Source organism: Buttiauxella noackiae (assembly GCF_000737905.1).
GTDB lineage: Bacteria > Pseudomonadota > Gammaproteobacteria > Enterobacterales > Enterobacteriaceae > Buttiauxella > Buttiauxella noackiae.
Genome location: NZ_JPRU01000001.1, coordinates 1,424,005 through 1,442,034, shown reverse-complemented (window position 1 = coordinate 1,442,034; position 18,030 = coordinate 1,424,005). Strand labels below are relative to the sequence as shown.

The 18,030-nt window shown below is 48.9% G+C and carries 17 protein-coding genes; 5 read left to right on the top strand and 12 right to left on the bottom strand.

Features of this window, described 5'->3' with window-relative positions:
* The first annotated feature begins 82 nt into the window (after positions 1–82).
* Positions 83–1,024, top strand: a complete 942-nt coding sequence (gene rlmF / locus IX31_RS06625; RefSeq protein ID WP_034456477.1) for a 23S rRNA (adenine(1618)-N(6))-methyltransferase RlmF — start codon at positions 83–85, stop codon at positions 1,022–1,024.
* Here rlmF and ybiO read toward each other — a convergent pair whose 3' ends face one another.
* The 6 genes from ybiO to rhtA form a co-directional block, all read right to left on the bottom strand.
* Positions 1,025–3,280 carry a mechanosensitive channel protein gene (gene ybiO, locus IX31_RS06620; protein WP_034456476.1) on the bottom strand — a complete coding sequence of 752 codons (2,256 nt, stop codon included), beginning with the start codon at positions 3,278–3,280 and terminating at the stop codon, positions 1,025–1,027. It lies immediately after the preceding gene.
* Between the two features lie 143 nt (positions 3,281–3,423).
* Positions 3,424–4,146, bottom strand: a complete 723-nt coding sequence (gene glnQ / locus IX31_RS06615) for a glutamine ABC transporter ATP-binding protein GlnQ (RefSeq protein ID WP_034456475.1) — start codon at positions 4,144–4,146, stop codon at positions 3,424–3,426.
* A complete protein-coding gene (gene glnP, locus IX31_RS06610; RefSeq protein WP_034456474.1) occupies positions 4,143–4,802 on the bottom strand; it encodes a glutamine ABC transporter permease GlnP in 660 nt (219 codons plus the stop codon). Before glnP ends, glnQ begins: the two co-directional genes overlap by 4 nt.
* 86 nt (positions 4,803–4,888) lie before the next feature.
* Positions 4,889–5,635 (bottom strand): glutamine ABC transporter substrate-binding protein GlnH, encoded by a 747-nt coding sequence (gene glnH, locus IX31_RS06605; RefSeq protein WP_034457213.1) that lies wholly within the window; start codon positions 5,633–5,635, stop codon positions 4,889–4,891.
* 363 nt (positions 5,636–5,998) lie between these two features.
* The gene (gene dps / locus IX31_RS06600; protein ID WP_034456473.1) at positions 5,999–6,502 is read right to left on the bottom strand and encodes a DNA starvation/stationary phase protection protein Dps; all 504 of its coding nucleotides are present in this window, start codon (positions 6,500–6,502) and stop codon (positions 5,999–6,001) included.
* A gap of 305 nt (positions 6,503–6,807) precedes the next feature.
* Positions 6,808–7,695, bottom strand: coding sequence for a threonine/homoserine exporter RhtA (gene rhtA, locus IX31_RS06595; RefSeq protein ID WP_034456472.1), 888 nt, complete (start codon positions 7,693–7,695; stop codon positions 6,808–6,810).
* A 369-nt stretch (positions 7,696–8,064) separates the two neighbouring features.
* On the opposite strand from rhtA, the gene ompX reads away from it, so the two are divergent.
* Positions 8,065–8,571, top strand: coding sequence for an outer membrane protein OmpX (gene ompX, locus IX31_RS06590; protein WP_034456471.1), 507 nt, complete (start codon positions 8,065–8,067; stop codon positions 8,569–8,571).
* A gap of 114 nt (positions 8,572–8,685) precedes the next feature.
* On the opposite strand, the gene IX31_RS06585 is transcribed toward ompX, so the two are convergent.
* Positions 8,686–10,272, bottom strand: coding sequence for a phosphoethanolamine transferase family protein (locus IX31_RS06585; protein ID WP_034456470.1), 1,587 nt, complete (start codon positions 10,270–10,272; stop codon positions 8,686–8,688).
* A gap of 319 nt (positions 10,273–10,591) precedes the next feature.
* Complete coding sequence (mntS, locus tag IX31_RS06580) at positions 10,592–10,720, bottom strand: manganase accumulation protein MntS (RefSeq protein ID WP_034456469.1); 129 nt, start codon at positions 10,718–10,720, stop codon at positions 10,592–10,594.
* Between the two features lie 190 nt (positions 10,721–10,910).
* Here mntS and mntR point away from each other — a divergent pair, with 190 nt between their 5' ends.
* Together mntR and IX31_RS06570 are read left to right on the top strand one after the other, a co-directional pair.
* Positions 10,911–11,381, top strand: a complete 471-nt coding sequence (gene mntR, locus IX31_RS06575) for a manganese-binding transcriptional regulator MntR (protein ID WP_034456468.1) — start codon at positions 10,911–10,913, stop codon at positions 11,379–11,381.
* On the top strand, positions 11,381–12,499 hold the full coding sequence (locus IX31_RS06570) for an SLC13 family permease (RefSeq protein ID WP_034456467.1): 1,119 nt from the start codon (positions 11,381–11,383) through the stop codon (positions 12,497–12,499). The genes mntR and IX31_RS06570 overlap by 1 nt, the downstream gene beginning before the upstream one ends.
* Positions 12,500–12,539: 40 nt before the next feature.
* Here the strand turns inward: IX31_RS06570 and IX31_RS06565 are convergent, their stop codons facing one another.
* Entirely contained in the window at positions 12,540–13,355 is an 816-nt protein-coding gene (locus IX31_RS06565; protein WP_034456466.1) for a Cof-type HAD-IIB family hydrolase, read from the bottom strand.
* Entirely contained in the window at positions 13,352–14,575 is a 1,224-nt protein-coding gene (locus tag IX31_RS06560; RefSeq protein ID WP_034456465.1) for an MFS transporter, read from the bottom strand. The genes IX31_RS06565 and IX31_RS06560 overlap by 4 nt, the downstream gene beginning before the upstream one ends.
* A gap of 105 nt (positions 14,576–14,680) precedes the next feature.
* On the opposite strand from IX31_RS06560, the gene IX31_RS06555 reads away from it, so the two are divergent.
* Positions 14,681–15,226 (top strand): TetR/AcrR family transcriptional regulator, encoded by a 546-nt coding sequence (locus IX31_RS06555; protein ID WP_034456464.1) that lies wholly within the window; start codon positions 14,681–14,683, stop codon positions 15,224–15,226.
* Positions 15,227–15,244: 18 nt separating this feature from the next.
* On the opposite strand, the gene IX31_RS06550 is transcribed toward IX31_RS06555, so the two are convergent.
* Together IX31_RS06550 and IX31_RS06545 are read right to left on the bottom strand one after the other, a co-directional pair.
* Complete coding sequence (locus IX31_RS06550; RefSeq protein ID WP_034456463.1) at positions 15,245–16,042, bottom strand: SDR family NAD(P)-dependent oxidoreductase; 798 nt, start codon at positions 16,040–16,042, stop codon at positions 15,245–15,247.
* A 290-nt stretch (positions 16,043–16,332) separates the two neighbouring features.
* Positions 16,333–18,015: an aspartate:alanine antiporter gene (locus IX31_RS06545; protein ID WP_034456462.1), complete on the bottom strand. Its 1,683-nt coding sequence runs from the start codon at positions 18,013–18,015 to the stop codon at positions 16,333–16,335.
* Positions 18,016–18,030: the final 15 nt, after the last annotated feature.

The window sequence follows — 18,030 nt, the reverse complement described above, 5'->3', positions numbered from 1 at the left end:
TATCTCAGGCGAAAATCACGCGGCGTATTTACCCCGCAGGGTTCACAGAGTATCTTACGCGCCCACACAAGGAGAAGCCGCAATGAAAACCCCTGACACCACTAAACCGGGTCTGCACCCTCGCAACCGCCATCGTAACCGTTATGATTTCCCTGCTCTGACGCAAAGCAGCCCGGAATTGAGCGCATTTTTACGACCTGGCCCGCATGGCGATACCACGGTTGATTTTGCCGATCCTATGGCGGTGAAAGCGCTGAATAGGGCGCTGCTTGCGCACTTCTATGGCGTAAAAGAGTGGAGTATTCCAGATGGTTTTCTTTGCCCACCGGTACCGGGCCGTGCTGATTACATTCACCATCTGGCCGATTTATTGGCTGAAGGTAACGGCGGTGTGGTGCCATCTCAGGCTTCGGTGTTGGATGTAGGCGTTGGTGCGAACTGTATTTATCCACTGATTGGCCAGCACGAATACGGCTGGCGCTTTACCGGCACCGATGTGGACCCTGAAGCAATGCGCAGCGCCACGGCGATTATCGATGCTAATCCAGGGCTCTCTCGTCTGATTCGGCTGCGTCGTCAGAAAACGCCAACCGCGATTCTGCCTGGTGTGATTCATAAAAATGAGATGTTTGATGCCACACTTTGCAACCCTCCGTTCCACGACTCTGCACAGGCTGCACGCAGCGGTAGTGAACGTAAACGCGTAAACCTCGGCCAGGATAAAAATGGTGCGTTGAACTTTGGTGGTCGTGAACAAGAGTTGTGGTGTGAAGGTGGCGAAGTTGCCTTTGTCACTCAGATGGTTAATGAAAGCAAAGAGTTTGGCCGTCAGGTGCAATGGTTTACCTCATTAGTTTCTCGTGGTGAGAATTTGCCTCTGATTTACCGCGCATTGCAGGAAGCTGGCGTTGAGAAAGTCGTGAAGAAAGAGATGGCCCAGGGTCAGAAGCAGAGCCGCTTCATCGCCTGGACCTTTATGAATGACGCACAACGCGCTCGTTGGGCCGCTACGCGTTACAAATAGTCAGATAGTGGGATTGGCAGGTGGCAGTGCCCCCGCTGCTGCCTGTGACTCCTGAAGCGCCTGAGTGGTATCGCTGCCGGGCTGCATAACCTGCACGGTTTGTACCGGCGGGCGAATCCCCGCCGCGTCAAAGTGTTTCTTCACCATCCCATCTAATGCAAATCGCACCGACCACTGTTTTAAAGGTTGGGTGGTGAATGATACGCGCACGGTAAAGGCCTGGTTGGTTAGGCCGACAATCCCGGCAAAGGACGGTTCACCAATCACTAGCCTACGAATGTCATCCTGTTCCATCAGTTCATCTACAGCCTCTCTCAGAATACGATTGGCCTTATCAACATCCTCCTGCCGATCCACGTCGTAATTGGCGACAAACGAACCAATGCCTCGTACAAAGTTGGCAAAGGTAGTGATCGATGACCACGGAATGATGTGATAAGCACCGGTATCCTGGCGCACACCTACTGAACGAATGGACATGCGTTCAACGGAACCGGTAATTGGCCCGATGGTGACTAAATCACCGGTATTCATCCCATTTTCAAACTGAATAAAGACGCCGGTAATAATATCTTTCACCAGGGTTTGCGCGCCGAAACTAATGGCTAAACCCAGTGCGCCAGCCCCAGCCAGTAATGGGGCGATATTCACTCCAATCTCTGAAAGCAAAATCATGATAGTGATGGTGCTGATAACCACCGCCAGAGCGTTGCGGAACAGTGTCAGCAGAGTGCGGGTACGGGCACTGGGCAGCGGGCGACCGTGAATATCTGATGCCAGGCGGTTTTCAATCAGGCTTGCCAGCAAAGTCCAGCCTACGGCTGAGAACAGCAGAATTAACACGATGCGGATAATAATATCGATAGTTTTCTCACCGGCATCGTTGGAAATCCACGCCCACATATCAAACAGCCCCCAGGCGTTTAATAGCAGCATTACCGCCACGCATACTGTCATAATTCGCGCCAGTTTCAGAGCGGCGGAGATCCACCCATTAAGGCGTTTTTGCAGTTCAGGATAGTTGCGCTGCACCTGCGGTGAAAGGGTGATGGTTTTCGCAAGCCAGCGCGACAACATGCCCGAGATAAACGCCGCGATGCCAATAATCGCCAGGCTATGCACAGACGCCGCCATCATCCATTTAAGACTGTTTCCCGGATCGAAGAGCGAAAAGAAAAACAACACTACGAAATAGACGCTCGCCAGCCAATGCCAGACCAGTGCAAAAGCACGAATAAATAGGCTGAAAAACGCCATTGAGCGATCGGCTAATTGAATCAGACTTTGTTGAATCTGGCGTTTGTTATGGAAAATCAGATACAGAGCCCAAAGGGTGATGCAGAGCATAATCACCACATTGGCAATCGCGCCCACCTGCACGTTTACCTGATTAGAAATAATCGGTACTGCAACCAAAATACCGTAACCAATCAAGCTACTTAGCCCCGCAAGGCGGAGGTTCCAGTAGTGCGCACTTTGATCGGGCACCGGAAATGGGCGTAGGTCAGGAAATCGAGGGCAGAAAATTAAACGCAGGATGGCTTTGAAGAATTCAATCAGCGCGAAGGCATTCAGAAATAGCCCTTGCTGGCGAGCGATAGTGCGGTTGCCTGCGTTCATTATGTCGCTAAAGATCTGCCCGACGAAAATGGTTAATGCCAGCAATAACAAATCAATGATAAACGCACCGATAATCATCATCGGCAGATGAAACCAACTCGATCGGTCGCGATTCTTTTTACGCCCCCACTTGCCCATGCGCGCCCAGATGGGCGTCATGCAGGCGCGTATCACCAGGTAAAAGGCAAAAACACTTACGACGAGCATCGTAAAATGCGTCAGTGCATTATAAAAAGTTTGTTGGTTGAAGGCCTTGTGTGGAGCACCGGTAATATTGCGGTGCAGTTGGGCAAAACGCTGGGCCAGCTCACCGCCGTAGTGGCGGCTTACATCGGTCACATTTTCGAGAACCGTTTTGTCTTCACTTAATTGTTCTGGTGGAACGATAGCAGGCACCGGTTCAGGCGGCGGTGTGGCGGCCACTTTGCGCAATTGCCCAATCAGTTCATCACGCGACTGCGAGTTATCAAGCACATCTGCCAGGGCACTATAGGCCTTCTTTTTTTCTTCGAGATTGGGTTCAGCGGGCGGAGTGGTCGTACTCTGTTGGGCAGATGCGGCAACTGCCGCAGCCGGTAGAGTGACGGCCTGCGTTTGAAAGCTAAACATGCACAGCAGTAGCAAGAGTAGCGGCACGGCGTTCCTCCGAACTGAAAAGTCAGACAAAGGAATAAGTATAGAGCGCGGGTGTTTGTGGTTGGGAAAACAGGAATTATCTGGAGAAGTTGCCTCTCAGCCCGGCCCTCTCCTGAGGGAGAGGGGTAGGGTGAGAGTAATACTCAGGAAACGTGCTGCAAAAACTCCTGCAAGCGCTGGCTTGGTGGGTTATCAATCAGCTCTTGCGGATTGCCATCCTCAGCGATGCGGCCTTTATCAATGAAGATCAGGCGCGAGGCAACTTTGGCGGCAAATCCCACTTCGTGAGTCACAATAACCATCGTCATACCTTCTTCAGCTAGATCCTGCATAACCTTCAGTACTTCGTGGCGAAGTTCAGGGTCAAGGGCTGAGGTTGGCTCATCGAACAGCATCATTTTTGGCTTAACCGCCAGCGCGCGAGCAATCGCTACACGTTGCTGCTGGCCACCGGAAAGCTCTGATGGGTAGTGATGCGCACGCTCAGCAAGGCCCACTTTTGCCAGCAACTCTTTCGCCAGTTTATCGGCGGCATCTTTGCTTAAGCCACGTACCCGAATCGGGCCAAAGGCGACGTTTTCAAGCGCAGTCAGGTGTGGGAACAGGTAGAACTGTTGAAACACCATTCCCGCTTCCTGACGAATCAGCCGCTCATCAACTTTCGGATCGTTGACCTTCAGCCCATCAACAAACAGGTCACCGCTGGTAATGTCTTCAAGTTTGTTGATGCAACGCAGCAGTGTAGATTTACCGGAGCCAGACGGCCCGATAATGACGACTACTTCACCTTGTTTGATGTTGAGATCGATATTGTGCAGCACCTGGGTTTTACCAAAGTGCTTAGAGACATTTTTAAATTCAATCATAGGATTTTCATCCTTCTTTCAAGGCGACGAAGCACGAAGCTCAGCACCAAAGTAATAATCAGATAGAAGACCGCAACGGCGCTCCAGATCTCCAGCGCACGGAAGTTCCCTGCAATGATTTCTTGCCCTTGACGGGTCAGCTCAGCCACACCAATAACGATGAACAGCGAGGTGTCTTTAATGCTGATAATCCACTGGTTACCCAATGGCGGCAGCATACGGCGCAGCGCCAGCGGCATAATCACATGGCGAATGGTTTCGCGTTTAGACAGGCCGAGGGCCAAACCCGCTTCCTGAAAACCTTTATGAATCGACAGCACCGCACCCCGGGTAATTTCCGCAATATAAGCACCGGAGTTGATCATAATGGTGACGACGGCGGCGCTGAACGGATCAATGCGCAGGTCAGGGATCGCCATTGGCAAAGCGAAGTAAATAAACATCACCTGTACGACAATCGGCGTACCGCGAATCACTTCAATAAATACTAATGCGATGTGGTTGGCAATCCAGCCGCCGTAAGTACGGGCGAAACCGGCGACCAGACCAATTATCAGACCGCCAAACAACCCGATGACCGAAATCAGCAAAGTCATTTTGGCGCCTTCAATCAAAAGCGGGATTGCAGGCCAAATGGCACTCCAGTCGAACTCCATGATTTTATTCCTATTAAGTACCGTGGTTCAAAAATAGCAGGGGCGAAAATGGTCGCCCCTGAGTCACTCATAAAACTTTAGAATTATTATTTTGGCTCAGTGCCGAACCATTTTTTGTAGATTTCGTTGTACTTGCCGTTCTCTTTCAATGTTTTCAGTGCGCCGTTCACTTTCACGCGCAGATCATCGCTACCTTTAGGGAAGGCGATACCGTATTGCTGTGCTTCCAGAGAGTCACCAACAGCTTTGAACTTGCCCTGGCCTGCAGTTTTGATGAAGTACAGGATGTTTGGAGTGTCGTGCAGAACTGCATCAGCACGGTTGGTGCCCAGTTCCATGTATGCGTTGTCGATGTTCGGGAACTGACGCAGGTCTTTAGTTTTGATGTTGGCTTTCGCGTAATCAACAGAACCGGTGCCGCTCTTAACCGCAACCACTTTACCGTCGAGATCTTTCACGCTTTTTACTGAGTCGTTGTCAGCTTTAACCATCACTAACAGACCACTTTTGTAATAGCCGTCAGAGAATTCGATCGCTTTTTTACGTTCTTCGGTGATGGTGATACCCGCCAGTGCCAGGTCAATGTTTTTAGTTTGCAGCGCAGGAATGATGCCGCTGAAATCCATTGGCTTGAGGGTGTAATCCAGTTTTAATTCTTTTGCTACGGCATCCCATAAATCGATATCAAAACCGACGTATTTGTCGCCTTGTTTAAATTCGAAAGGAACGAATGCGGTGTCGGTCGCAACGACCAGTTTCTTATCAGCGGCGTGGGAAGAAACCGCAAAAGCCAGGGTCAGTGCAGCCAGTGAAACTTTCAAAATCGACTTCATAGCATTTCCTTGTTTATCCATGGGGCAGTCCCCTGCATCAGTAAGCCGCAACATGGAAAAATCATGCCAGGTTTTCAACCTACTGTTTTGCAAGGATGTGAATATGTAACATTGCACAATATTGGTTGCAAGCGGGTTGCTATGCACTGTTATGGTGCCCAGTTATGGTGCGTGGTGTGTTGCGAGAGGGCGAAGTGTAGTTTTACCGCATATTAAGGCGGCAAAACAATCGTCTGTTAACGATTGTGTGAAGTGATTATTACAAACGAGTAACTTATGCAGCAGGGATAAACAATTTCATGCGCTAAAATAGTGCAACTATCCTCCCTAAAAAGGGAGGATGAAGTAACAAATTGCTAGCAATTATTCGATATTTGACTCGATAAACCACAGGAACTTATCAAGGTCTCGAGAAGCGGCAGTCAGGATATCGGCGGTATCTTCGTCCTTCGCTTCGCTGATTGCCTTACGCACATCGTTTGCCACAATTGCGTAACGGTCCGCCAACTCTTTCAGGTGATCTTGCACGTTGTGAATATCCAACGGATAGCTTTTCAGCGGAGTTTTGCTGTTAATGACCTGTGTGGTACCCAGTGCAACGCCACCGAGCTGAACAGCGCGTTCTGCCATGGTATCAAGGTGGTCTGTCAGTGCTGTACGGAAGCCGTCGAGCATTTCATGAACGGCAATAAAGTTTGCGCCACGCATGTTCCAGTGCGCTTGCTTGGTAATTAACGACAAATCAATGAACTGAATGACCTGGCGATTAAGCAGCTCAACGGTAGCTTTCTTTTCGCTGTCTGCAACATCATTACGGGTATGCAGTAGGTTGGTAGATTTGGTTTTTACCAGTTTAGCGGTAGTCATAATCTTTCGTCCTCTTGATGTTATGTCCAATGAATTACCGGAAATAAGTATAGCACCGGATTTAGCATGTGACGGAGTAGATAAAACCTATCAGATAAATAGCAGGTTCAAGATGGATTTTAGTAACTAATTGTTAGTAATGGATTTTAAATTTATTATTGTGAGGCATGACGGAAATAAACAAAGCGTGGTTATTGAATGGGAATAATTTCTGTTTGTATCTAAGAATAAGTCTAAATATAAATACTTGATCGTGGGAGAATATTTACCGTGGTCACAATAACCACGGTAAATAATATGGGGAATTAATTTACGTCAACGCTGGTAATCTGAGCTTCGCGTTTGATTGTGAGAGTTGAACCGATGGAAGCTGCAATAATTGACAGTAATGCCAGCCATTGCACAAGTGTCAGATGCTCACCGAGGAACAGCATACCCGACAAAGCTGCAAGCCCTGGTTCCATGCTCATTAACGTACCAAAGGTGCGTGTAGGTAAACGAGTCAGGGCGATCATTTCCAGCGAGTAGGGCAACGCTGTTGATAAAATTGCCACACCCAAGCCCAGTGGTATCAATGACCAATGCCAGAGCGCTTCACCTGCCTGCCATGCCCCAATAGGGACAAAAATCACTGCGGCAATTAGCGAGCCGAAAGCTACTGTTGCCGGGCCATGGTCGGCTCCCGCTTTTTGGCCAAATAGAATGTAAATTGCCCAACAGCCACCCGCACCCAATGCGAAGGCGGCACCGGCTAAATCGACACTCGAAATCGACTGACCCAGCGGCAACAGGAACCACAAACCGAGTACCGCCAGAATGACCCAGACAAAATCAACGGCACGGCGCGATGCAAACAACGCTACGGCAAGCGGGCCGGTGAACTCCAGGGCGACGGCGATACCCAAGGGAACAGTCTGAATCGACAAATAGAACAGGTAGTTCATTCCACCTAAAGCCAGACCGTACATCAGCAAGGGGAAACGTTGCTCTGCTTTAAATCGCAAACGCCATGGTTTGAAAATCACGACCAAAATTAGTGTACCCAACGCCAAACGCAGTGCTGTCACCCCTGGAGCACCCACTAATGGGAACAACGATTTCGCAAGTGAAGCGCCACTTTGAATTGAGGTCATAGCAATTAAAAGAACGACAATGGGTAACCAAACTGGGGTTTTACGTGGCGATAGCGGCATCCTGCTTCCTGTCAGTCAGTGTCTAATTCGGTCAAGAAAATAAAAGTAACCCCAGTGTAAATGAATAAGTTATGGCTGGTTGAGAATTCATTGAAAAAAATAATTTGCTGATGCAGTACCATAACGGCCTGAATGCATAAGTTTTGTTCAGATAAGTTTAAGAATTATCTGGATGACGATGTTGTGATTCATGCCAATAATTAGCGCGCTTTTGGTTAAAAGCGCTGCAAATTGAAGGGACTACGATGTAATGGAAATGTTCTGTTACAGGAAAGGAATCGTTAGACAACGTAAATGTCGCAGAGTTTCTTACACAATTTTGATATATTAAAAACTTAGAAGTTACTTGAAGCACATTTGAGGTGGATTATGAAAAAAATTGCATGTCTTTCAGCACTGGCTTGTGTTCTGGCTGTTTCCGTTGGTACCGCATCTGCAGCAACTAGCACCGTAACTGGTGGCTACGCACAGAGCGATATGCAGGGCGTTGCTAACAAAGCTGGCGGTTTTAACCTGAAATACCGTTATGAAAACGACACCCCACTGGGTTACATCGGTTCTTTCACTTACACCGAGAAAAACCGCAGTGAAGATGGCGTTTATGACAAAGCACAATACTACGGCATCACTGCTGGTCCTGCTTTCCGCATCAACGACTGGGCAAGCATTTACGGTGTAGTCGGTGTTGGTTACGGTAAAAACCAGGCAACTGATGTTTCAGATAAAGCATCTTCTAGCGACTACGGTTTCTCCTACGGCGCAGGTATGCAGTTTAACCCAATGGAAAACGTTGCTCTGGACGTTTCCTACGAGCAGAGCCGCATCCGTAACGTTGATGTTGGCACCTGGATCGCAGGCGTGGGTTACCGCTTCTAATTTCACTTTAACTAGTGAAAATAAAAATCCGCCCATAGTGGCGGATTTTTTTGCTTCAATAATGTGGAATGTCGCTAACGCTAATCCCAATTTTGAAGGCTGAACATTGGGTCATCAGCGAGTCTTAGTTTCAAACACATCCGTCTGCAAATGAGTATAGTCCACCTTCTTAAGCTTAAAGTTGGTGATGTAGACAGGCCCCGCATTCTGCTCAGAAATGAATTTGTACTTTGGCGTTAACTCTTTGGTTTTTATCCCAGTCCATGCCGAGAAGAAATTCAGGAAATCGTTCGCTGAACGCCGCGCCTTTATCTGGCGATGTTCTTTATCATCACTTGATAGCACCATAAATGGTACCTGGAAGTTTTGCTGGAACTCATCATCATGCGCCAGATATTGCACCTTGGTGCCGCGTTCTTTGATGGCAAGACCGTGATCGGAGAAGTAAACCATCGAGAAACTGTCACCACTATTTTGCAGCTGTTGATAGAGCTGTTTTAGCAAGTCATCGGTTTGCGTCATGCTGTAGATATAACAAGAGGTTTCTTTCGACTGAATGAAATCTTTATATTTACCCTGAGTACGGTCGCAAGCCTGGGGATGAGAACCCATCAAATGCAACACAATCAATTGCGGAGTAGTGCGTGGGGTAGCAAATACTTGTGCCGTCATTTTAAGTAGTGCTTCGTCACGGGTATTTTTATCTGCTTCAAAATCCCCACTTTTCAGGAACTGTACTTCATCAGCGCGCTTGGCGATGCTGGCAATGGCTGTATCGTATTCACCAATTTGCCCCTGGTTTGAGAACCACCAGGTCTGGAAACCAGCGCGGTTTGCCAGCGTAATAATGTTGTCCTGATATTGCGGTTTGCCATGAATGACACGGTTAAGCGTCATGCCCAGCGATTTCTGTGTTGAACCACTGGCCGACACATAATCCATGAAGATATTCCCCTTCACCTGGCTTGCAAAAGGCGTGTTATCCCAATGGCCACCAAATGCACCTAATGCATCACGGCGCGCGCTTTCACCAATGACCACAACATAAGTGTGATACTTCGGTTTTACCGCCAGCACATTCCAGGTGTCCTTCATTTGTGAGAAGGCCTGCATGCGGGTTTGTTCGTCAATGACTTCCTGGTTGTTAACCACCACATCTTTAACAAAGCGGAACACTGGATAACCAGAGTCTTTGATTTTAAATACACCACCGTAAGCCAGGTTCTGTACTGGTGCGACAAAGAAGCAGACCACGCTTATCACCAGACATAAACTGTCGAAATGGCACCATGCTCTTTTTTTCGGCGTAACTTTGCGACGCACGGCGATAACGCCGAGCACCAGAATAAATAACGACACCAAATAGCTATACCACGGGAAGATAGTCATCAATTCCGTGGATTCTTCAAAGTTGGTCGAATGCAGGGCAAGCAGAGTATTAAAGTTCGGCGAGCCGTAGGCCTGGCCAAAAGGGAAATACATTGCAGCAATCAGGCTGCAAATCGCCAGCAAACCTTTTTGTAATTTGGGTGCGCTGCGCCACAGCAGCATTAATACGCAACTAAATGCCACGGCATAGAGAATGCTAAATTCATAACCGAGTGCGAAGTTAATCAGTAATGACTGCAGGAAATAAAAGCCAGTCCACGGATTGAGCGCAATTGCGCGGGTCGTCAGGGTATCTTTAACCGTTAAATTCATGTTTATCGAGATCTACTAAACGCCATGCGAAAACCCTGGCGACGAGGGTAAGAACCTGCCTGACAGACGGAAAAGAAAGGAAACTGGACCGCATCTGCGGGCCGCTTCATGTTCAGGGCTGCAAGAAGATAGAGCGGTACGATAAGAAGATCAACTGATAAGCGAAATGTGTTTTGCGAAGCAGGTAACAAATCCGACAAATGCCAGGGTTAATGCTCGAAAACGCGAGATATTCACTGAGTCTATTTAAATGAAAAATTATAAACAGGCGGAAGAAATCATTCAGAGAGACTGAAGGAGAAGAAGGCAGGGCGACTGCCTATGACTTCGGTTTTTCGCCCTGCTGTGGTTTCCCGGAAACCCAATCACACAACATATTGAGCAGCATCAGCCGCACTTGAAACGGGGAATGTGTAAACACGCTCATACACCTCTTAAATTCGTTCATTTTTTCCTCCTCTTAACATCTGCTGCCCTTAGATCCTTTAAAGGCTGACTGCATTACATACAGATATAGCACAGGCTATATTGTATAGCTATTGCTAATTCGTTAAATTTTTGTGCTTACGTGATGCTGGTTTACAATGGGGCCAAATGTCGTCATTGGACGATGCCGTGCCACTGTTAGAGGAAGCATCATGAGCCGTACTGCGGGCCAAAAAAACAAACAGAAAGTGATGCCGTTGGTAAATGTTGAAGAGCATGTAGAAGGCTTCAGGCAGGTGCGGGAAGCGCATCGCCGTGAGTTAATTGATGATTATGTTGAGCTGATTTCTGATTTGATTCGCGAGGTCGGCGAAGTCCGCCAGGTTGATATGGCCGCGCGTCTTGGTGTCTCCCAACCAACAGTTGCAAAGATGTTAAAAAGGCTCGCCTCGGTTGGGCTTATTGAACAAATTCCATGGCGCGGTGTGTTTCTGACTCCGGAAGGGGAGAAACTGGCGCAAATGAGTCGTGAACGTCATCAGATCGTCGAAAACTTTTTCCTCGCACTGGGTATTAGTGCAGAAACTGCAAGGATTGACGCCGAAGGTGTTGAGCACCACGTTAGTGAAGAGACGCTGGAAGCATTTCGCCTGTTTAGTGAGAAGCGAGGATTCACGCAGTAATGTTGCTCAATCTGGTTCGCCCGTTTGCTCGCGATCGTTTTCTTCATCTATTGCTGCTTGTCGGTCTGGCGTTGAGTTTTGTTGCGCCATTTCAGCCGAAGCGTTGGGTCCATGCTATCGATTGGCACACCATCATTACGCTCGCAGGTTTAATGATGTTAACCAAAGGTGTGGAACTGAGCGGTTATTTCGATGTGCTGGGCCGTCGCATGGTGAAGCGTTTTGATAACGAACGAACCCTGGCGATGTTTTTGGTCAGCGCAGCGGCTCTGCTTTCTACGTTTCTGACCAACGATGTCGCGCTGTTTATTATTGTTCCGTTGACCATTACGCTGAAGAAACTATGTGCGATACCGATTAGTCGGCTCATCATATTTGAAGCCCTGGCGGTGAATGCCGGGTCGCTGCTCACACCAATTGGAAACCCGCAGAATATTTTGCTGTGGGGGCGGTCGGGTTTATCGTTTGGCGAATTCACCTGGCAAATGGCTCCGCTGGCGCTGGCGCTAACGGCCAGTTTGCTTGTGTTGTGCTGGTTCTGCTTCCCCAATAAAAAGCTTATCTATCAGACTCACGATAAACGCCATGAGTGGCAGCCGCGATTAGTGCTGAGCTGCGTGGCACTTTACATTGTATTTATTGTTTCACTGGAGCTAAAGCAGGAGGTCTGGGGGCTGGCCTTGGTGGCGGTGGGTTTTTTGTTATTGGCACGTCGGGTGCTGCTGAGTATCGACTGGAGTTTGCTGCTGGTGTTTATGGTGATGTTTATCGACGTTTACCTGATAACGCAGCTACCGGTGTTACAGCATGCACTGGCGGGGATCAATCAGCTTTCAAACGGCGGGTTGTTTGCACTGGGCATTGGTTTATCGCAATTCATTAGCAATGTTCCATCGACTATTTTACTGCTCAATTATATTCCAGCCTCGGCGTTGCTCGCTTTTGCGGTAAACATTGGCGGTTTTGGCCTGCTGCCAGGGTCGCTGGCAAATCTGATAGCTCTGCGCATGGCTAACGATCGACGTATCTGGATACGCTTTCACTACTATTCATTGCCGATGCTGTTGTGGGCGGCTGTGGTAGGTTACGGTCTGCTGGTGCTGCTAAAACAACTGTAGAATGAAAAAGGAGAGGGGCTTTACCGCCCCTCGCTTTGTATCACGCGTTAAACGGTGCTTCTTTCTTCAATACTTTTTCAATTACATCCAGCACACCTTGCTGGTTGCAATGCCCGGCCTGATAAGACGCGATTTGTTTGATTTTTTCAGGGGCATTTGCCATCGCAAAACCATATTTGGCCTGGCGCAGCATTTCTATATCGTTACCACCATCACCAAAGGTCACGACTTCACTGTCATCAATACCCCATTTTTCCTGCAATATCCGTAAACCGTTGGCTTTATGAATTCCAGGAAGAATCAGGTCAATTGAGCCGTGACCGCTGGTGACCGGGACCATAACACCGTCGAGAATTTCTGACAGGGAAGTCATAGTGTCATCTAACAGGCTGTCTGGCAGATTCAACGCGAACTTGAAGAAAACATCGTCCAGATTCGAGAAATTTTCTACCAGCTCCAGGCGGTGATAGTAGCTACGCGCCATGGTGATAAAGGCGTCGTCATAGCTTTTCAGGGTATAGCCGTTACGTTTGCCACAGGCGATGATATCCACATGTGGCAGTGTCAGCAGGTGATCAATAACCGTGTTGAATTGTTGTTTTGTTAGCTCGCCATTGAAGGTGTCTTTTTCTTCACTCACTACCCAACCGCCATTATCTGCAACGAACGAGATCTCGTGGGCAATCTCCGGGAAAAATGAAATGAGTTGGAAATATTGGTTACCGCTGGCGACCACAAAACGAATCCCTTGCTCTTTCATCTGTGCATAAAGTTCTGCAAAGCGTGCGCGGTTGTACTCTTTGTTATCGTTAAGGAACGTACCATCCATGTCGACGGCAATTAATTTCACACTCATCGAACTCTCCCTTCAAGCGAGTCAGTAACAAGGTCTGTAGGTTTTGCGACGGCTTTCGCGATTAGCGCTGCGACAACCATCAAACTTAATACCACTAACATGGCAAGGCGCAGGCCGTAATGTTCACCGAGGAAGCCAAGCAGGGGTGGCCCTACCAGGAATGCAATATAACCTGATGCAGCAACCACACTTACGCGAGTCGCCGGATCTGGGCCAGTATCACCTGCGGCCGAAATGGTTAATGGGAAACCGAGCGAGGTGCCCAATCCCCACAAAATGACAGAAATTCCCGCCACAAAGGCGTTATCAACAAAGATGATTAGACCAATACCCAAAATGCCCATCAATGCGCAGGCACGCACTACCGTGACGCGACTATAACGGTCAATAAACCAGCCGCCTGTAAAGCGCCCAACTGTCATGCCCAGAGTAAAGCCGACATATATCATCGAGCCAGATGTAGGGTTAAAACCATGGCCATCAACCATCAAAAGCGGCAGCCAGTCATTCGCGGAGCCTTCGGCAAACGCCATTGCCAGTACAATAGTGCCAATTAATATCAACTGGAGATCTTTATAAAAGGGCGGGTGGGGCTCGTGTGGGTTTTCTGCATCTGCCCCTTTGTCGCTCTTACCTATCCCATGCGGAATGGCAGTAATGGCAATAACAATTGGTGTAATGACGAGGAGGCCAATTACTAATAAGTGCCCATAAGCGCTGAAATTGAAGGCGGTTAAACTCATACCGATACCCGCACCTACAAGGGTGCCGAGACTATAGAAACCATGCATCATCGGTAGCACGGTCTTTTTCAGCAACCCTTCAACAATGGCACCTTCGACGTTCATCGCCACTTCCGAAGACCCAAGCCCGGCACCCAAAATGGCCAGGCCAAGCGCGAATAACACGGGTGAAGAAAGGAATAGTGCAACGCCCATTACCAACATGCCGGTTACCATTAATGTCATCCCACTGCGGATGATATTGCGCGTACCAAAACGCTTAACCAGCCAGCCGGAGCATAAAATTCCGCTCATCGAGCCCACCGACAGCCCAAACAGCACAATCCCCATACCCGCTGTCGAAACACTTAACGTGTCACGAATGGCTGGAGTACGAGTAGCCCAGGAGGCCATAACCAGGCCCGGCAGAAAGAAGAAGGCGAACAGCGCCCAGGTGCGAAGTTGAGTGGCTTTGCGGTTAGGAATGACGGCTGACATGGATATACCGGTTGGCGGTGAATACAAATTACACTAGCAAGTTTGTGTACATTTGTACATATTGCCTGGTAAACTCTTTTAGTCAGTCATAAGCGAGCGAAACAGATGAGCAAAGCCCCAAGGCGCAACGATCCAGACCGGCGAGAGCGTATTTTGCAAGCCACGCTGGATATGCTGGTAGAACACGGTATTAGCCATATTACCCACCGTAAAATTGCCGATGCGGCGGACGTTTCGTTAGGGTCAATGACCTATTATTTCGATGGTATAGAATCGCTACTGAGCGAAGCGTTCACGCAGTTTGCATATCAGATGTCAGACGATTACCGCGCCCGTATGGAAAAAGCGCGTGATAGTGACGAAGCCTGTGAGGCGATAGTCGAGATGATTTGCGGGGAGAAAATCGCCACATCGTACAATATGCAAGTGATGTATCAGCTTTACGCTTACGCCAACCGCAACCCAGCGCTAAAAATCATCATGCAGGACTGGATGTGCCGTAGCCAACAGGTGTTGGAAGCCTTCTTTGACCCGATTACCGCGCGCGCGTTGGATGCTTTTATCGAAGGTATGACGCTACATTATGTGACCGACAGGAATCCGTTAAGTCGTGAAGACCTCAGAAGAATGCTGGCGAAAATTGTAGGCTAAGGTTTGAATTTAAACCCGTTATATCGTTGTTGTACCCGCAGTCATGTTGACCACCGTTGCCGTCATTGCACCTGCATGATCTGACGCCAGAAATGCCATAAGTCCGGCTACTTGTGAAAGCGTTGGCAGGCGTTTCAACATGGTGCTTTGCGCCGCACCCCCCACCCACTGCTCCACGGTTAACCCCATTGCTTGCGCCTTAGAAGCGAACACTTCATTAGTGTAGGAACCGGCCTGAACAGCGCCGACAAGCGCATGCGAACGCACGCAGATAACGCGAATATTTTTGGGAGCAAGTTCGCAGGCGAGAGCTTTGACAAATGCTTCAATACCCGCGCAGCCGACAATATGGCCGGAGTGACCCGGAATCGCCATTACGCCTGCAGGAGCGACAACCGTCAGGATGGTTCCCGCGCGCTCACCGCCCATATATGGAGCGACAGATTTTGAAATATTGAATTGCGCAGTGAGGAACGGGTCAAATCCCTGCCTGAACTCTGCCAGGGATAATTCAATAACACTCTTTCCCTGGTCATGCACAAAACCGGTAGTGTTTATCACCACATCAAAGCCACCGGTCTGCTGGGCCAACTGCGCAGTTCGCTCAATTGTGGACTGTTCATCGAGTACGTTGATATTGAATGTTTCGACGCTTCCTCCCGCTACGCGGATATCATCAGCAACCCGGTCCAGTTTTTCCTGGTTACGCGCACCAAGAAATATATGCGCACCTTCGCGCGCCATCACATGCGCCACAGCGCCGCCGATGGCACCGCTACCACCGAAGATTACAGCTACTTTGTCTTTAAGTAACATTGGGTATTCCTCTTCACCAAACCGCACTACTCAAAATTATGGACGATGTACAGATATTGGTTCAGGTGATGGCGTTTTGGTTTTAGGAGGGTATTTAACTTTTTGATTTAACAGAGAACTCAAATTTCAGGCAATAAAAAACCCATCAACCTTGAACCAAAGAGGCGGGGTTGATGGGCTCCACAAATTGGGGACATCAAAGAAAAGCAGTGGCACTAATTAAGACTTTGCCCCGGGCAAAAAGTTCGCACTGTCATAAAAAAATCTTTTTTCTTTGTCTGCGGCACCGATCACAAACCGGGCCATATTATTACGATAAGCGTCCCCGCCAGTGTTAACAACACGTTAGCGATAGCGTAAGTCCCGGCGTATCCAAGGGCTGGAATGTTGCTTCGTGCAGTATCGCTGATGATTTCCATCGCAGGTGCGCAGGTACGTGCACCCATCATTGCCCCAAATAGCAATGCGCGGTTCATACGTAAAACATATGCACCAAACAGGAAGCAGATAACGACGGGCACCAGGCTTACGATAAGTCCAGCAATCAACATTTGCCCGCCAACGGCACCTAAGCCGTTGCCAATGCCGCTACCGGCACTTAGGCCGACGCCTGCCATAAATACCATCAGGCCGAATTCTTTCACCATATTCAGCGCCCCTTGCGGGATATAGCCAAAAGTAGGGTGGTTGGCTCGCAGGAAGCCCAACATAATACCTGCAAACAGCAAGCCTGCGGCGTTGCCAACGCCAAAACTGAACGAGCTGAACTGGAAGGTGATCATGCCGATCATAAGGCCAATAATGAAGAAGGCGCAGAAGGCGAGCAGGTCAGTTATCTGGCTGTGAATCGAGATAAAGCCAATACGCTCGGCAACGGTTTTCACGCGGCGGGCATCACCGCTGACCTGTAAAACGTCACCTTTGTTGAGCACGATATTGTCATCGATTGGCATTTCAATCTGGCTGCGGATAACGCGGTTCAGGAAGCAACCGTGATCGGTCAGCTTCAATTGCCCAAGACGGCGGCCGACAGCATTGTGGTTCTTTACCACGATCTCTTCGGTAACGATGCGCATATCCAACAAGTCGCGGTCGAAAACCTCTTTACCGTTTCGGAAACTTGGGTCAAGACGGGAATGCGCATCCGGGTAACCTACCAGTGCGATTTCATCACCCTTTTGCAGCACAGCATCACCATCCGGGTTTGCCAGAATGCCGTTGCGGCGGATACGTTCGATGTAGCAACCGGTCTGGCGATAAATGCCCAACTCACGCAGGTTTTTACCATCAGCCCAGGCGACTAACTCAGAACCTACGCGATAGGCGCGAATGACAGGAAGGTAGACTTTACGTGCGGCATCGGTGTCCAGGCCACGTTCGCGGGCGATTTGTTGCGCGCTGGTTTGCAAATCCTGGTGCTGAAGTTTTGGCAAATAACGTGCGCCAACAATCAGACTGACCAGACCAATAAGATAGGTTAATGCGTAGCCAAGGCTCAGGTTATCGAGCGAGGTGGCTAATTGGGCGCCGGCGGCTCCCGAATGTCGCAAGGTATCACCTGCACCGACCAACACTGGTGTTGAGGTCATTGAGCCTGCGAGCATCCCCGCCGTGAGGCCAATATCCCAGCCAAAGAGTTTCCCCAATCCTAAGGCAAGCAACATAGCGCTTCCCACCATCACCAGCGCCAGCATCAAATAATTCTTGCCATCGCGGAAGAAAATTGAAAAAAAGTTTGGCCCAGCTTCCACGCCGACACAAAAAATGAACAACATAAAACCCAGATTTAGGGCATCTGTGTTAATGGAAAAATGTTGTTGGCCGAGCAATAAAGAGACTACTAAAACACCAATGGAATTACCCAGTTGGACTGGTCCGAGGCGTAATTTACCCAGGCATAAACCTAAGGTCAGAACAACAAATAATAACAGGATGTAATTCCCGCTTAACAAATCTGCGACGTTTATATTCACGAAGGATAACTTCTT

Bases quoted from the DNA above. Each gene is read 5' to 3' on its own strand.
- rlmF (WP_034456477.1), top strand. From the start codon at position 83: ATGAAAACCCCTGACACCACTAAACCGGGTCTGCACCCTCGCAACCGC.
- glnQ (WP_034456475.1), bottom strand. From the start codon at position 4,146: ATGATTGAATTTAAAAATGTCTCTAAGCACTTTGGTAAAACCCAGGTG.
- glnP (WP_034456474.1), bottom strand. From the start codon at position 4,802: ATGGAGTTCGACTGGAGTGCCATTTGGCCTGCAATCCCGCTTTTGATT.
- glnH (WP_034457213.1), bottom strand. From the start codon at position 5,635: ATGAAGTCGATTTTGAAAGTTTCACTGGCTGCACTGACCCTGGCTTTT.
- dps (WP_034456473.1), bottom strand. From the start codon at position 6,502: ATGACTACCGCTAAACTGGTAAAAACCAAATCTACCAACCTACTGCAT.
- rhtA (WP_034456472.1), bottom strand. From the start codon at position 7,695: ATGCCGCTATCGCCACGTAAAACCCCAGTTTGGTTACCCATTGTCGTT.
- ompX (WP_034456471.1), top strand. From the start codon at position 8,065: ATGAAAAAAATTGCATGTCTTTCAGCACTGGCTTGTGTTCTGGCTGTT.
- IX31_RS06585 (WP_034456470.1), bottom strand. From the start codon at position 10,272: ATGAATTTAACGGTTAAAGATACCCTGACGACCCGCGCAATTGCGCTC.
- mntS (WP_034456469.1), bottom strand. From the start codon at position 10,720: ATGAACGAATTTAAGAGGTGTATGAGCGTGTTTACACATTCCCCGTTT.
- mntR (WP_034456468.1), top strand. From the start codon at position 10,911: ATGAGCCGTACTGCGGGCCAAAAAAACAAACAGAAAGTGATGCCGTTG.
- IX31_RS06570 (WP_034456467.1), top strand. From the start codon at position 11,381: ATGTTGCTCAATCTGGTTCGCCCGTTTGCTCGCGATCGTTTTCTTCAT.
- IX31_RS06565 (WP_034456466.1), bottom strand. From the start codon at position 13,355: ATGAGTGTGAAATTAATTGCCGTCGACATGGATGGTACGTTCCTTAAC.
- IX31_RS06560 (WP_034456465.1), bottom strand. From the start codon at position 14,575: ATGTCAGCCGTCATTCCTAACCGCAAAGCCACTCAACTTCGCACCTGG.
- IX31_RS06555 (WP_034456464.1), top strand. From the start codon at position 14,681: ATGAGCAAAGCCCCAAGGCGCAACGATCCAGACCGGCGAGAGCGTATT.
- IX31_RS06550 (WP_034456463.1), bottom strand. From the start codon at position 16,042: ATGTTACTTAAAGACAAAGTAGCTGTAATCTTCGGTGGTAGCGGTGCC.